Genomic DNA, 15,630 nt, shown 5'->3' with positions numbered 1-15,630 from the left:
CATGATTATTGAAGCAAACGATAGAATTTAGAATAGTATATAACCTAGAAAACTAATTGGTAGGCAGTTTAATATACTTATCTTAATGATAATCACTGATGAGCGAATGGATATGACAGCGGTTTTAAGTAATGAGGATGAACCTCTTATTGAAACAATAGCCCACGCGTGCGCCATTGCTTTTCAAGGTAATGCCAGCAACGGACTGCAGTAAGACTATTTTTCTTTCTAGATCATTGGTATCAAGAGGATTTAAGGGTGATGGCAGTGACATCAGTACAAGCGCCATTTTGTCTTGCCGTATCGGGTGGCGTTGCTAGCTCTAACAAGTCACAGCACTGCTCAAAGGCAGTTGTCAAAGCAATTTATGATAGTTCACTTTTAAGATGACAGTTTGATAGATTCGATAACCTATAGAGTAGCTCATATGTCTACACACCCAATCGCAACCTACAAAAAATCAGCCCGTTTGTTTGCGCTCTATCAGCGCTTGCCACGTAGTAAAGACAAGGCAATATCACTCACAGAGCTAATGAATGTTTATGGCAATAATCCTAACCATTACGCAAACGAGCGTAAAAATTTAGAGAACGACCTAGCGAGTCTCAATCAAATATTCAATGACGTCTTTTACAGCGACGCTTTAATGCGTCTGCCAGCTTGGGGACGGAATATCAGCGGACAGACGGCAAGGTTTTATATTGAGCCAAGCTTTAGTATTGATGTCATTAATGAGCAAACGGTGTTATTTTGGCAAATGCTTGATAAATATACCGCAAATTATTTACCAACGTCTTTCAAGCAAAGTATTAGCGATAAGTTGACCCAGTTAGATCGTCAAGATAAGACCAGCTTCAATCAAAGCAGACTAGGGCAGTGGCAAAATCATCTCATTACCCTGCCCAGTATCGTACAAGCACCAAAGCTTGATAGTGACGTGCTCGCTAGCATCCATCAGGCGCTATTACACAACAAGCAGCTTCAAATCAGCTATCAAAACAAATGGCGTAACAGTCCTACAATCAGGGTAATCTATCCTAAAGGACTTATTTTTATCGACAATATGATCTATCTTACTGGGTTTAATCCAACGAGTGATCATATCGATGATAACGTCCTGTTGAAGGCACATCGTAATTTTGCAGTTAATCGTATTGAAGCAGCTGAAGTAACAGAGCAGTTGGTACCGGACTGGGTAGAGCGCAATGCTTTTACTCTTGAGAATCTACGTAAGCTAGGAAAGCTTGAATTGAATAATGGTTTGAAAATCGGACTGGTTCTAAAGGTGCAAAAATATGCCTGCCAGCATTTATATGAGCGGCCGTTATCATCTACTCAAACGATTACGGTTATCGATGACACTTGGAACGAAGTGCGTGCAACAGTTGCCAATACGCAGCGCTTGCAAGACTGGCTAGTCAGTATGTCGCAGTTGGCAGTGGTGATTGAGCCTAACGAGTTAAAAGCGGTTATTTTAGAGCGTTTAGAAAGCGGGATGAAATTATATACAAAATAGTTGATCAAGAATTTTGCTAAAGTACTAAAAGACAAATGCATTTTTTTAATGTCATCAAGGAGCTAGAATGACCACACCTAACTTATTTAAATTTGCCACCTCTGAGTTATCACAAGACGCCTTTATCTGCTGGCTTCTATCGTGGGCGGACAAAGACTATCAGACAGGAAGCGATAAACATAAAGCGCTCAATAAGATAGCAACCAGTGTATTGGCGTTATTCTTCGATAAAGCGAACAAATCACTACCGAGCCATATTGATGAAATAGTAGTGAAGCGTCAAGTGAATAACATTGATGTCCTTTGTATTATTAACGACACTTACTGCGTATTAATTGAAGATAAAGTAGGTAGTATTCAGCATTCTAATCAGTTGGTTCGATACAAGCAGTTTATGATTAATGATCATAAAGTTACTTTCACAGAAGATGAGATAATCCCAATTTATTTACAAACGCATGATCAAAGCAACTACAAAGCTGTGTTAAAGGATGGCTTTTATCCAGTAACTAGAAGAGATTTATTAGACCTCTTTAATAGTGAACAAAATGCGGCACTGCAAGAGAGTGATATATATAGCGATTATCTTAACCATCTGCAGTCTATTGAAGAAGCAGTGCAAAGCTTTCAATCAAAACCCGTCAAAGAATGGAAAAAACGGGCTTGGATTGGCTTTTTTCAACATTTGCAGTCTTATTTAGGAGAAGGTAATTGGAAGTATGTCGCCAATAAGTCAGGAGGGTTCATGGGTTTTTGGGCATTCAAGAAAACGGTAGATGACATCGCTATCTATTTACTACTAGAACAAGATAAGGTTTGCTTTAAAGTCTCTGTTCCTAGTGGTAAGGGGTATAGCAAAACTAGGAATGAGCTTTATAAATTATTTAAGACAGAAGCGTCTAAGTTCGATTTAAAAGTGAGTAAGCCGAAGCGCTTTGGTTCAGGCAAGGATATGACCTTTGCTGTACTAGACACAGATATCTTTGATGGTGAAAACTTCATAGATATACAGCAGGTTAATAGACTGATGGATGAAGTACAAAAATTCATTAATCATACGATAAGTCAGTATAAAAATAAAAACGAGTGATACTTTTAGTGTCATAACATTTAGAGTAACAAAAGGTCTAATCATGAAATATCAGCTCGACGAATCGAAAGTAGATGACATTCCATGTGTCGCCTTATACCGACCAAATAAAGGCCATTATTCGCCATCTGTTATCGCCTGTTTTATGATCAATGACGGTTGGAATGAGCAAGCACTACTAGCGCTAAAACAGAAAGTAGATGCTGATATTTTAGTAGGCTTACAGACAGATGATCATAAGTATGAACGCTTGGATATTATAGAGGGGGTTGTTAGATGTCAGCCTGATGAAGTAAATGATGTCATTGAACTGCTAGATGTAAAGTCTGCAAGTACTATCATCGGTATAGATGTAGCAGACGTTATAAGCTTGTTTGAGTGTGGTTATTCATTTCAGTTTGTTCAAGCAAGTGCCACAGGTGAGTCTGAATCAGATTTAATAAAAACAACCACACATAAACTTGTGAAACAACTTTCAAAAGCTCATGATACTAGAGGATTGTTTGTTGGAATGGAGAATGTTGAAAGTCTCCCACTAGATGTCTTTTCTTATATATCAGAAGCTGTTGAAGCGTTATTATTTACTGATGATGTATCTATTTATTACAGCTCAAGTATGATTGATGAACCTGATTGCTTTCGTTTAAAGGCAGTTTATGCTGAAGAAAAGTAAAGCCACATGTAATAAACATATGGCTTTGGCTGCTACTATCAATTGAAGCTAGTTATATTTGCTAATAGAGTCTCCGCGCCACATAGCATGCTCACATACTGCGCAAAACCAACTCTCTTTTGCCCGCATATAAGCAATATCGGCAGGTACTTCAATAGGACAGGCGTTTCCGCAATATTCGCAGCACACATCATCTAAGCATGCGTAGCATTGGCTTATGGTGTCAAATAACGTATGGGTACTAATGCTATATTTTTGACAAAGTAAACTAACATAATCCACATAGCTGATTTTATGATTATAGGCCCAATAATCCTCACAGACCCGTTTGTCCCAAGCGTTTTGTGTCATGCTCCATTCAATGCTGATGCCCACAACGTACTCCTTTTTAATGATCTGATACCTACGGCTAGCATTACCTTTTTATAGTAATGATATCTATTGAACCAGTCGCACCTACCATCATTAGCCAGCTATTGAGCAGCAAGATAGGTATATGACATAATAAAGCGTTAGTCAGCATAAAATAGTTTTTGACGGAAACTTAGTTATTGCCAACGAGTATTATTCTAGCAGAAAAGTAGTCACTGGCAAGTATTTTTTACTTACCAATAAGGATTTTATTGTGATTTCTTGTAATCTCCCTGTACTTCTAGCAGAAAGACGACTTCGAGTTGCCGATTTAGTAAGGATGACGGATATTAGTAAATCGACACTTCATAGGATTTATAACGATGAGACGACTCGTATAGAGTTCGATACGCTAAGCAAATTGTGTGAAGTATTAGAGGTGACACCATGTGAGATATTAAAATACATACCTGATGAAGACAGTAAAAATTAGGTTTTATAAATAATGTAGTTGAATCTATATATTCATTCTAAACTCTAAAAAATAACGATATTATTACCTGATAAGAAATATTCATAGCTCTCACAAATAATAGCATAGCTATTATTTGTGAGAGCTTTTTTAATGACTTTGCACTCATTTACAGCCAATATATTTTTTAATAAATATAATTAAATCATCCACTTGTATAATGTTATGTTATAACGTACTATTAATGAAATAATGATTCTTAGAGCAGTATATAGTGAAAAATAAAACTCTTCGCTCAACTCAAAAGCTGTTAATTTTGAGCTCAGAAAATCTCACCATTCACCCTGATGCAAACACTGCTTTTATGGTTTGGCAACAGCATAGACTGCCTCTGAGTCGACCACAGCTGGCAGGCTTAGATGACTATTATCGACCAGTATTACGGTTATGTGTGCTTGATAAAGACAATTATCAGTTCTTCAATAACTTTGCACGAATCGATGAGGTAATGAGGTTTGAAAATAGCTGGCGTCAGCCTTGTCTGATTGCGCTTGAAAGTCGTCATGATATTAAGCGGCTGGCGTGGTGCGAGGTTCTCAATCTATCTAGATTTGCTGGCGTGAACCATCCAGCCTTATTTCAAGACATATATCAAAGTGCGCCAAAGCAGCTTGTGTGTGAGCTGATGGGCGTGCATCGATTAACTGTTAGCAATTACTGTCAGTTTGCAGGTATCAGTCAAAGCAGCTATGAGTATCAACAGTGCAAGGCAGCATGTGATAAGACTTTATTAGGTTTGCCTAAAAATATGAACTGGATGGGTGGTGTACATGGCTGATACTAAAGCATTTGTTGACGTGACTGATAGGCGAGTATTAGATAAGATCGTTCCTGTAGGTTCGCCGCATTATGTCCAAATGCAAGCATTGGTTATTGATATTGTCAGTTTGGTGCCAGACGCTGAGCTTGATCTACTGTGTTCGACATCATGTGTTAATGCTAGTTTTAGGGGCATCGATTGTACTGAAGTGATCCAGCAGACTGTAGGGCAGGGTAAGACAGGAGAGTGGGCGGTTACATACATGCTGCTCGTATTTTATCAAGCATATGGTGCTGTCAATAGCGGTAGTGATGCTTGGCGGTTTATAAGTGGCTATCTCAAGATCATGTTTATGATTGCGGCTAGGCACGATAAGCATTTTGCTAAAATCGACAAATTGGGCGTTCGTATTCGCATGGCACTAAGACCTGCTGATCCGCAGCGCGATATCCTCAGCCAGCTAATTTGTATTCATGCAAAATATGATCGGTTATCTGATTGTTTGAATGATATCAGAAAGTATGAAGCGCTGATCAAACAAGAGGAAGCTACGGGTAAAATCGCTAATCAGCATCTTGCCAGTAAAATTGGTCAAATCAGGTTGGCTTATGAAGTGGTCATCAATAATAAAGCCTTTATCGGTAAAACCTATAATAAGAGTCACAGAAAATCAAAACAGTCCCAAAAAGTAATCAATACAACAACGCTCATTGATGGCGAGCCATTACAGAAAAAATTGTTTGGTACGAAACAATCAAAAAAGCACAGTAATGTGGCAATCGCTGAAAATATTGCCGATAACGATGAAGTACCATTGCTAGACAATGACTTTAAGCCCGCCATACAAATCGCTAAATCCTCAGAGCTACAGCAATGGCGATTAAGAAACAATCACCGACATGCCAGCCGTAATCAGTTTCATTTCCCAACCAATCACCGCCAATTGAGTATCACTGGCTATCAAATGCTATTTGCAATGCTATGGCAGCGCTTTATGAGCGGACATACAGGAAATAGGACGGGCTATGCCGTACTGCTATTGTCACTATTAAGCGGTATTAGTATTGACAATATAATTGATGATTGGCAATGCAGTCGTAGTCAGCGTCAGTATTTTGTTTATGACCGTATCCGTAAAATCAGTAGTATTGCTATCAAGATTGATGTGACCACCAATACCCGAAGTCATCTGCTTGCTCACAGGCAAAGCTATGGTAGCGTATTCAAGCGAGCATTACCTGAAGCGCTGCAGATCATGTTAGAGGATAAAGTTACTGTTTCACTTGATGATGTCAAACTAGCCATCACTGAAGTTAAGAATCAGCTCAACCTGCCAGCTTTGAGTACTCAATATATCGAGTCTGGATTGTTTGTAGTGGTTAAAAATGGCCTTAGTAAACCGCTACATGCTGACATCCTCACAGGTGTTGATGTAAGGCACAGCTCGCCGCTGTATTACACCAGCATCAAAACTGCTGATCTAGAGCAAACCTATATAAAAGCAGTAGCACTGCTAAGCGCATACTGTAACGACAAGCAAAAATCGTTATTGATAGATGAGTGTAGTGTGCCAATGAATGGTCAAAAACGCTATATTGGTAGTGATATGGCGCTTGAAACGTCCACGTGTGAGCAATTTTTTAACCAACTGGCTATGAGCGCTGAGAGCTATAATGGGCGGCTTAATCACAGTATCGAGCGCTATATTGCACAATTTAATAGCTATAGCACCTGGCTGTGGCACATTATTATGATTCAAACCGGTATCCGTCCGGTTAAACACGCACCAGGGATGCTTAACCAGCTTGATTTTAAGCGACGCATACTGTGGGTGTCTGATAAAGAAGAGCGTCACGGTCAGTCTGATGGTAGACTTATTCCGTTAAGTCAGTTTTTAATCACTGCTATACAAAACTACATTGATTATATCAAGCAATTTGCCGCCATTTATAACCCTATCTGCCCCAAAACGCCTTATCCCATCGATGCTACTTTGCAATCAGAGCAACCGCTCATTCAAATTTACCAAAAAAATCCAAAACGCTTTATCGGTATCACGCCAAGTCGCGTCCGCTACCAGCTGCAAGACTTTTTTAGTCATCAGGATAATTGGCTGCGCCATCAACTTCGATCCATGCTCACAGGGCGCGTGCCAGATTACCTGATTTGTGCGCTTTACGGTCATGAACATCCGGATCAAGAATTCATGCATCCGATGTCATCAAGCTTTATCAATCAATTACACCAGATCAGCCTGCACCTAGATGCAGTCGCCAATGATCTTTGCCTAAAACAAATTGAGGTTCGCTTGTATGGATAATATCAGTGCTCATAAACTGCGACAGCTTAATAGAGAAGAATCTAAAAAAAGTGTTAAGCGTGACGCTAAAAAATTAATCGAAGAATATATCAATCAAAATTCTATGCAGCCGCCTTGTCAGCTGCAGCATCATTATTCAGCAATTAACCAGTTGCTAGAAGGGACGTTCGACACCGCTCAAAACTTCCAATTGGCTCGGCGTGGTTTTTTAGAGTTTGTTCGTGATTATAATAAAACTCATCAGATATATCTTAATGAGCCTGTGGTACCGATACTGGCAACTCGTGAGCGCTTGACTATTAACTATGATTGGTTTGTGAATGGACGTGCTGTGGTAGACAGTAGTACGACAATGATAGAGGTTTGGCAACGAAAACGGCGTTTCTCAGTGAATGACTTGGTTGAAGGGGTGCTGTATTGCAGCATCATGTATGGTGGTATTAATGACATTGAGGTACTAAGAGCGTTATACGATTGGCTGTTTGGTGAGCGTCAGATGTATCAGATTGACATGCCAGCGACTGATGAAAAAAGTAGGGCAGAGTCAGTGGCTGTGATACCGCTTAGAGTGCGTGATGATAATTATGGCTGCGCGGCTGATGACAGTGAAAGCTTACACCGTTTTGTTGATTATATTCCTGATGATATGAGCTTGTGTTTTTTATATGCTCTAAAGGATAAAGAGTTAAACACTGCCAAGATAAAGCCATTTAATACCATAATTAGCGATATCTCAAAAACGCTTAAACTCACTAATAAAGATATCGATCGCCCGCAGCACTCACTGCTCATAAAATATGCTAACTACCATTGGCGACAGCTAGAGGGTAGCCTGATTGATGGGGCGCTTTCCGTGGTAAAAAAAGGAGATATAAAGACGACAGGTTTGCCTACTGATAAGCTAATCCATTATAACCGAGAGGACATTAAGTCAAATCCTGTACCACTAACGTGGTCTGAACTGTTTAATGCCAGCTATCAATCACCGATAAAGTCGAATAGCCAAGGCGGTACCATAAACTACCCTAGTTTTAGTAAAAATCTGATCAAAGAAGTTCAAGAGGCACTTAAATTAACCAGAAATGACGCTATTTCCACTATCACAATATTAAAAACAGTCGCTAGCCAGCCCAATGTTCAGCGTCTACTGAGCTGGGCGCTATCTTTACTTGGTGATCATAGCATTCGACTTAATACCATCAGTAAATACTGCGGTTGTATCGGTCGTGATTGGCTCATGCTAACCATGGATGAGGACGTTAATCAGTGGGAAGGCAGTGACTTTGAGGAAGTTTATGAGCAGATTATTCAAAGTAAGGTTAAGGACGGTCGAAAGCCATCTTTATTTAGTAAGTCATCAGAGTTTGATGATACGTCTAGTGGTATAGATAATGATAACAATACTGCCGGTCAACCGCTCTCTCATCTTGATCGCCTAAAAGACAGCCAGAAATTTACTTATGGGCGTCTGAAAGCATTTCACGATCACCAGCGTATACACTTTGATGCGCCTTACGTTTATTTTCCATGGGGCAATAATCGGCAGGTAGTAAAAGCTGAGATAGTGTCACCACGTGTGTATCATGCGATGAAAGATTATATTCAGTCATCAAATTTAGATTTTGAGAAAAAGCAATTATGCTTTGTGGTTCTAGCACTTGCTTATCGCACTGGTATGCGTATCAATGAAATCATTGGTACTAAGGTTAACGACATTACAGATATAGGGTTTATCAATGGCCAAGTGATTGAAGCGCCAAAAATAATCCTCAAACCCAACCGCTATCGTAGGCTTAAAAGCAGCAGTGCCAAACGAGTGATACCGATAGACAAGCTTTTCAAGATTGATGAGTTGCAACCGTTCATCGCATTCTATTATCAACAAAAAAGGTTAAAGCGCCGTTATTTATTCTCACAAGGCTCGGGCGATCAGCCGTTGCCGCCAGTATTTTTCAGTAATATGATGAAAATAATATGGGATCGCTTATTAAATAATCATGACTTTACTTTTCATAGCTTTCGGCATACCGCAATTAGTCAATTGGCACTAGTATTAAGTGGATCGCCACTAGCGCAGGTGATGACAGATTATAACGCTACTCACTGTAAGGCCATCTCGAAAGGGGTTCTTGCTCATAATGAAGCTCAAGGGTTATGGTTTGGGCTGGCTAGCTTCGCTGGGCATCTGACACCTGATACTACGTTTGAGCACTATATCCATACAGCGCATCTGCTGGCGGGTTGGCAAATGAGTCAAGCTAAGCTTGCTATGCCTATAACCGTATTTGAGATGGTGACAGGTATTGGTTACCAGACGGTGAATAGGCAAGATGGCAGGGCATATAATGCCAGTACTAAACATATGCATCTTGATAAGATGCGTGGATATTTAATCAATCATATTGCGGGCAAAGAGTTTCTATTTTCTTATAACAGCACACCAGCTAACATGGCTTGCCAGCAAGCCCCGCAAAATGATGCAGTAGATACTCAGCTGTCTATATTTATTCATCCAAAAATTTATGATGTGATTGGACTGTTGGAAGAGCTTCAAAAAATAAGTGTTGATAAGAGAGCAGGGCGGTTGGCAGAGATCGCACTTCGTCATGGCATCACTGTCAATGATGCTAGAAAAATTTACGATAAAGCCAGTCAGGTTTTTACTGATGATAGATTGCTTTTGAGTGCGCCGACGGGACATAAAAATCAAGAGATTTTAGTCAAAGCGTTTGATCGTATGTATCAAATGTCAATTGATACACCTGATAAGCTACAGTTATTTTTGGATATATTTGCAGATAAAAACAATTTAAATACTTCATCAATTCATTTCGGTATGAAGGAGACCCAGCTTAAAATGCTACAGGAGTTCATGATAGTTGGTTGTCAGCTTATTGATGCCAGTCATTGGCAAGTTAGGGCACATAGCGAGCAAGCAGTGCGTAATGTTAAAAAGGAGCTATGGCTCGATAGCTCAATACGTGTTGGTGCTCGTAAGAGTTTTCATGGTTATGAGGTTAGGGTAGTACAGAAAAAACGTAAACATTCTGATGGAAATTTAGCTATGACAGATAGTTACTATGCATCTTCGGGTATACTGAAATATTTAGGGTATCTACTAGTCATAACGATTAATTAATTTAGTCATACATTTAGATAAATGAGATTTTTCATTACATTTTTGTCCCATCTGTCCCAAGGTGTTTTCATGCTGTGGGAAAAAAGCCAGCCCTTATACTGTCTAGGTTGTCCCACTTGTCCCGACTGTCCCAATAGTTTTAGTTATTTCTGTCAAAACACCTTTTATACGAGTTCCTGTAGATATAAAAAATTCATTTAATAGCGTAAATCATGACTTATTCAATCGACTTTCGTAAACAAGTATTACGTAGCATTAAAGACGGTATGACTATTCGAGAAGCCGCTAACTTTTATCATCTTAGGTCAAGCCCTATTCACAGCTAGCAGCAGGACTTATCTCGTAAAACAATCAGAAATAAAGCACCGACTAAAATATCTAATGAGGTGCTATCAAAAGATGTCGCACAGCATCCAGACGATTATATGTATGAGCGATAACAGCGTTTAGTTTTGTAGCAAGTCAGGCATTGAGCTGGCTCTAAAACGCTTTAGCATTAGTCAAAAAAGGCCTTAGCGCATCCAAGAGCGTGTCTGATAAAAAGAGCGGAATATAAGAGTAAGCTTAATAGTTTTATGCTTCAAGGCTATCCCATTATCTGTATGAATGAAAGTGGCTTTGAGGCTGAAAATGTTCGTCCTCACGGCTATGCAACGATAGGCAAATCTTGTATTGATCACTATAACTGGCAAGCGAAAAAGCGTACCAATGTCATTAGTGCCTTGTATGAAAAAGCACTACTTGCACTGGATTACTTCGAGAAAAACATCAATGGGCATGTATTTTATGACTGGTGCAAATACACACTTATTCCAAGTTTAACAAGACCATATGTAATCGTGATGGATAATGTGACTTTCATAAGCGCGTTCAACGACTACTCAATAGACATGATCATTGTCTGTTATTTCTACCACCCTATAGTCCTGATCTGAATCCTATCGAAAAGAAGTGAACTCAAGCGAAATCTCTACGCCAAGGCTGGATAGAAAATAATCTCACTAAACTTTTTCATGATGTAGGATGTTCCAGTTTTATTGTGGATTGACTATACGCCCTGAATCCAATTTCATAATTTCATCAAAGAGGCAGATCATCCCCAATAAAAGCTGATCGAACTCAGAAGAGTAATCCCCATCATTAATTTTCAGCTTGGAAATGGTCTTTTCGTATTCGGTGCCTTTTCTATGCGCAACACCAGTTGATCTAACCGATTGAACTCCTCTCAACAGACTGGATAGAGCGGATAAATTTGGGGATTTTAAGCGTTCAAGAAGAGTTTCGATTAATGATATTGATTTGGTCGAATTATCTGTTACTTCAAGGTGGTTCCTAAGAGACTTAATGTTTATTGAGTCTATAGTTACTTTGGTAAGAGCAAGCACTTGCGCATCAAACTCTGATTGATCGTTGGTTAGCATTGATCGTATAGACTCATAAAAATGCTCATCTTTAATTGAAAGCGGTAAGAAAAGATACCACCCGTATTTTTTATTCCAATATTCTTGAATATCTCTAAATTTTTGCTTGAATCTGTGCGCTGGATTTTCTGCATCGTAGAAATTACCTAGGAAACTCCGCTCAAAATTTGTTCTACTTATTTTTCTTTCGTCGGGTATTAAATTAAAGCTCTTCCAATAGACCTGCTCCTTGCTAGGTAGGTCCTGACCTAGATCACCTAAAAATACTGACACATGATTTGGTGAGTTGTTGTCAAATCTCAATCTCCACGCGCCTGTTCTATCTAAATACCCATCTGTAATTTTATAGTCAGAAGAACTATAGTATTTCTGCATAACTTCCTTTCGAAAAAATACAGGCGTTAAGTAATGTGGAGAATCTGGATTGGCACCGAAATTATTAGCTAATTCATCAGGGTTACAAGAATATATTTCAGGTTCATCAGTATCACCACCAATAATGAAATTCTGATACTCTTTCTCTTGCTCAAATGGCCATACGCCACACTTTTCCACTGTCTCACACCTAATTAATTTTTTTCCTACTATCCTAGAAAAAGATGTGTATCCAGCCGAATAAGAGTCACCCGAATAGATCGTATATGTAAGTGACTCATTCTTTATGTCATCAGAAAAGCCCACGCTTTCATGGTAGTGCTGAGTAAGCTCAAAGTATAAGAGTAAGTTCATTTGACGGGCAGCCATAAAAGAGCGTAAATATCGCCTTCGAATTTTTACTTCATTGTGTTCGATCTTTATAACTTCAACTTCGTCGCCAACTTCGTCAAAACTAGTAAATGAACCACTTTCATTGTCATGGTATAAATTATGAAAAAGGCGGAACTCTTCAAGTATTTCAATGTAATCTTCTTTCCTACCGTGAAAATCACGAACCAGAACTGGTCTCAAAAAGTCATCGTCTGGATTAGTGTAGTAAGTAGTAATTTCTTCACCATTCTCATATGACATACTAAAACCTGGCCCTCCACTACCTACCATCAAATCCCAGCCGGGCCTTTCCATTGTACGTTCTGATTTTTCTTTCTTAACAAGTGCACAATACATTGTGCCATCATGGGCTGTATTGTTGATCGGCTCGCGCTTATAAACGGTGATCCAGATTTCTTCGCCGTGCTTATTGGATAAAAAATCGATAAAGTCTTCAAAAAGGTTGTGTGACATATTTAAAAATCCTTTCTTGTTCTAAAGTAGTGTCTTGTTATGCATTTTATGGCCTCTTAGCCCAAGATGCATTTTCAAAATAGCCTAGCTCTTTTTGTATTTTATTTACTTGTTCTTCGAAATTATCATCCCATTCTGGAATGTCCACATAAACAATATCATGAGAATAACCAACCACTGACGGGCCTAGCTTATCTCTGGAAATACCAACTACAATTTTGACGTCAGGAAGTCGACCTCTAACAACTAAGCATCTTAACCCTAGCTCTTGAACCCGAGCTTCTCGATCACTACTTGGCCCTAAATGGAATACAAATGCTGTATTTTGGTGTGCCAGTACTACTCTGGCAGCAATTTTTAACTCGGGTTTTTGCAAAAATTCAGAAAAGGCATCAACTAGATTTGCTCGATGATCACGGGGCTGGAGAGCCATTTGGATAAGAGCATGTTGGCTATCAGTGACCTGATTTGCGCCATATTCAAACATACCGTCTGTAAGAAGATCACCAATAAAGTGCTCTATTAGCTTATCCCAAAAATACGAATCCTTATATGACTCCTGCATAGATTTATAGTCATCAGAGTCTATGAATCCTTTAAAAACTGTATCGTCAATTATTAGCAGGTCAGCTTCTCTATAAGGGAATGAATAGTTGTTTAACAAATAAATTGCTAATAAATCTTCTATTCCTCCGCCGCTGAAAATTATATTAGCTCTTCTTGTTAAATCCTCAACTTCGGTCAAAAAATTAACAAAATCTGTGATCGTATCCAGTAGACCAAAAATTGCTCCAAGACTGAACTCATCGCAGACATGCACGATACCATTTCCTAAATCACCTGACTGTGTTGGTATTTTACGCTGTGAGCCAAGTGATACTGATACTCGATGTACGATTCGATTTTCTTTTGGAGGCAATTCGACTTGTCGGCCATCGTGCCTAGTGAATTCAACTGAAGAATTCAACCATCTTTCAGCGCCCCATATTTGAGAAGCCGATTTATCTATTGCAGCCTTAGTCCACCTTTTAAAGCCTGCTTCATCCCCTGTATCTTTGTACTTAATATCTTTTACAGAAATGATGATGATGTGTTTACCACAGACAATTAAGCAATCGCAAAGCTCTTTTCCTTTTTTTCCAATCGGATTTGGATGAGTCCAAAGATTGAGAAAAGCTCTCTCACATATAGAGTTCACAAATTTTTCTGATTCAGTCAATCCTTCGGACATAACATTCTCTTTGTTTGGTAACTAACATTCATGTTTTCAGCTGTTTCGGAGCGAGTGGAACTAGTCCAACAATATACGCCTACAGTGCCTTTTTACAGCTCACTTATATTTAGTCCCAGCAATCACAATCTTCACCACAGCAACCTTGTATATAACAGTTTGAATCAATAGGCGGGGAACTCAAATCTTTGGCTTTATATGGGGTTCGAGAAACACCTTCAAGTAACTGTTTATTTTCCCAAGAAAAAATAACACCAATATTTCGTTCACTACAATAGTAAGAATACATATATTGATTGAACCTATCATATAGAAAGTCATGTACTAGATTTCTCATTTTGATGAACTTTCTGTGGCTCGACACCATGTTTAATCTTAAAACCACAAAGTAGGGTGTAGAACGGATTTTGACTACAACCAGCCCTAGTCGCTAATGATTTAGTAGTGAGTCCAATTTTAGCAATATTATCTTGTCTTATATCGATACCTATATATATCCATCCAACCGTAGACATCTGCTGTTTCAAGTTTTCACGATGTATGTACTCATGCTTATAATCACCTTCCCACCATTCCTGACTCATGACGAAATTAAACCTATATAAATAATCGTAATTCTAAAGGCTAACTCAAAATGTTAGACCCCACAACAATAATTTATAAACCCAATATTAATTCTAAAATAACTAGAGCGTGTCATCAATTAGCGGAGATATTTCAGAATAAGCTACACTTAGATCATATTTAAAAATATGAGATCGGATGCTATGACAAGACGACATGCCCAATGGGAGCGAATTAAAACATTTCTACCATGACAACCAAATGACGTTGGTGTTACTGCAAAGGATAACCGATTATTTATAGAAGCAGTTCTGTACTGCTATAAGACAGGCATACCTTGGCGTGATCTACCTAAACGTTTTGGTGACTTTAGAGAGATTTATACTCGTTTTAGCCGTTGGTCACAAAAAGGCGTATGGGAACAGGTTTTTAATCAGCTATCTGAACAATCCTATGATGAATATGCCATGCTAGATGCCACTATTGCAAAAGCCCATCAGCACAGTGCTGGAAAAAAAGTGATCAAGCCATTGGGTGAAGCCGAGATGGTCTAACGACTAAAATACATACCCGTACAGATACGCTAGGCAATCCTACGGGTTTTTATTTAATAGATGGCTCAGCTCATGACCTGTGTGGCCCAGATGAACTACTCGATATCAGTATTAGCCAAACTTGGCTTGCCGATAAAGCTTAAGATGCTGATACCCGTGTCATTGAACGTATTAAAGCAGTATGAACCGCCCCGGGATTGTCGGAGACTCAACATTCTGAGAGAATACAACGATGAAAACACGACACTACACCCCCGA

At 39.0% G+C, this 15,630-nt stretch carries 11 protein-coding genes and 2 pseudogenes; 10 read left to right on the top strand and 3 right to left on the bottom strand.

Annotated features, from left to right (window positions below):
• Positions 1-427 precede the first annotated feature (427 nt).
• The 3 genes from ACS8FC_RS12490 to ACS8FC_RS12480 all read left to right on the top strand — a co-directional run bounded on the left by ACS8FC_RS12490 (position 428) and on the right by ACS8FC_RS12480 (position 3,279).
• Positions 428-1,516, top strand: a complete 1,089-nt coding sequence (locus ACS8FC_RS12490) for a helix-turn-helix transcriptional regulator (protein ID WP_439297035.1) — start codon at positions 428-430, stop codon at positions 1,514-1,516.
• A 67-nt stretch (positions 1,517-1,583) separates the two neighbouring features.
• Complete coding sequence (locus tag ACS8FC_RS12485; protein ID WP_439297034.1) at positions 1,584-2,606, top strand: PD-(D/E)XK nuclease family protein; 1,023 nt, start codon at positions 1,584-1,586, stop codon at positions 2,604-2,606.
• Positions 2,607-2,649: 43 nt separating this feature from the next.
• On the top strand, positions 2,650-3,279 hold the full coding sequence (locus ACS8FC_RS12480) for a hypothetical protein (RefSeq protein ID WP_299329672.1): 630 nt from the start codon (positions 2,650-2,652) through the stop codon (positions 3,277-3,279).
• A 48-nt stretch (positions 3,280-3,327) separates the two neighbouring features.
• On the opposite strand, the gene ACS8FC_RS12475 is transcribed toward ACS8FC_RS12480, so the two are convergent.
• Positions 3,328-3,654, bottom strand: coding sequence for a hypothetical protein (locus ACS8FC_RS12475; RefSeq protein ID WP_290190361.1), 327 nt, complete (start codon positions 3,652-3,654; stop codon positions 3,328-3,330).
• A 250-nt stretch (positions 3,655-3,904) separates the two neighbouring features.
• Between ACS8FC_RS12475 and ACS8FC_RS12470 the strand changes: the two genes are divergently transcribed.
• From ACS8FC_RS12470 to ACS8FC_RS12445, 6 genes and pseudogenes are all read left to right on the top strand, one after another.
• Positions 3,905-4,123: a helix-turn-helix domain-containing protein gene (locus ACS8FC_RS12470; RefSeq protein WP_093071416.1), complete on the top strand. Its 219-nt coding sequence runs from the start codon at positions 3,905-3,907 to the stop codon at positions 4,121-4,123.
• A gap of 295 nt (positions 4,124-4,418) precedes the next feature.
• Positions 4,419-4,940, top strand: a complete 522-nt coding sequence (locus ACS8FC_RS12465; RefSeq protein WP_439297033.1) for a hypothetical protein — start codon at positions 4,419-4,421, stop codon at positions 4,938-4,940.
• Complete coding sequence (locus tag ACS8FC_RS12460) at positions 4,933-7,242, top strand: hypothetical protein (protein ID WP_439297032.1); 2,310 nt, start codon at positions 4,933-4,935, stop codon at positions 7,240-7,242. Before ACS8FC_RS12465 ends, ACS8FC_RS12460 begins: the two co-directional genes overlap by 8 nt.
• Entirely contained in the window at positions 7,235-10,381 is a 3,147-nt protein-coding gene (locus tag ACS8FC_RS12455) for a tyrosine-type recombinase/integrase (RefSeq protein ID WP_439297031.1), read from the top strand. Before ACS8FC_RS12460 ends, ACS8FC_RS12455 begins: the two co-directional genes overlap by 8 nt.
• A 575-nt stretch (positions 10,382-10,956) precedes the next feature.
• A pseudogene (locus ACS8FC_RS12450) lies at positions 10,957-11,181 on the top strand (transposase); the annotation flags it as partial.
• Positions 11,182-11,282: 101 nt separating this feature from the next.
• Positions 11,283-11,336: a hypothetical protein gene (locus ACS8FC_RS12445; protein ID WP_439297048.1), complete on the top strand. Its 54-nt coding sequence runs from the start codon at positions 11,283-11,285 to the stop codon at positions 11,334-11,336.
• Positions 11,337-11,415: 79 nt separating this feature from the next.
• Here the strand turns inward: ACS8FC_RS12445 and ACS8FC_RS12440 are convergent, their stop codons facing one another.
• Together ACS8FC_RS12440 and ACS8FC_RS12435 are read right to left on the bottom strand one after the other, a co-directional pair.
• Positions 11,416-13,023: a hypothetical protein gene (locus tag ACS8FC_RS12440; protein ID WP_439297030.1), complete on the bottom strand. Its 1,608-nt coding sequence runs from the start codon at positions 13,021-13,023 to the stop codon at positions 11,416-11,418.
• A gap of 46 nt (positions 13,024-13,069) precedes the next feature.
• Positions 13,070-14,254: a hypothetical protein gene (locus tag ACS8FC_RS12435; protein WP_439297029.1), complete on the bottom strand. Its 1,185-nt coding sequence runs from the start codon at positions 14,252-14,254 to the stop codon at positions 13,070-13,072.
• 839 nt (positions 14,255-15,093) lie between these two features.
• On the opposite strand from ACS8FC_RS12435, the pseudogene ACS8FC_RS12430 reads away from it, so the two are divergent.
• Positions 15,094-15,372: pseudogene (locus ACS8FC_RS12430) on the top strand (transposase); the annotation flags it as partial.
• Positions 15,373-15,630: the final 258 nt, after the last annotated feature.

It is taken from the genome of Psychrobacter sp. 1Y4, assembly GCF_051847555.1.
Note: the sequence above shows the minus strand (reverse complement) of the source record. Positions and strands in the feature narration are given on the sequence as shown.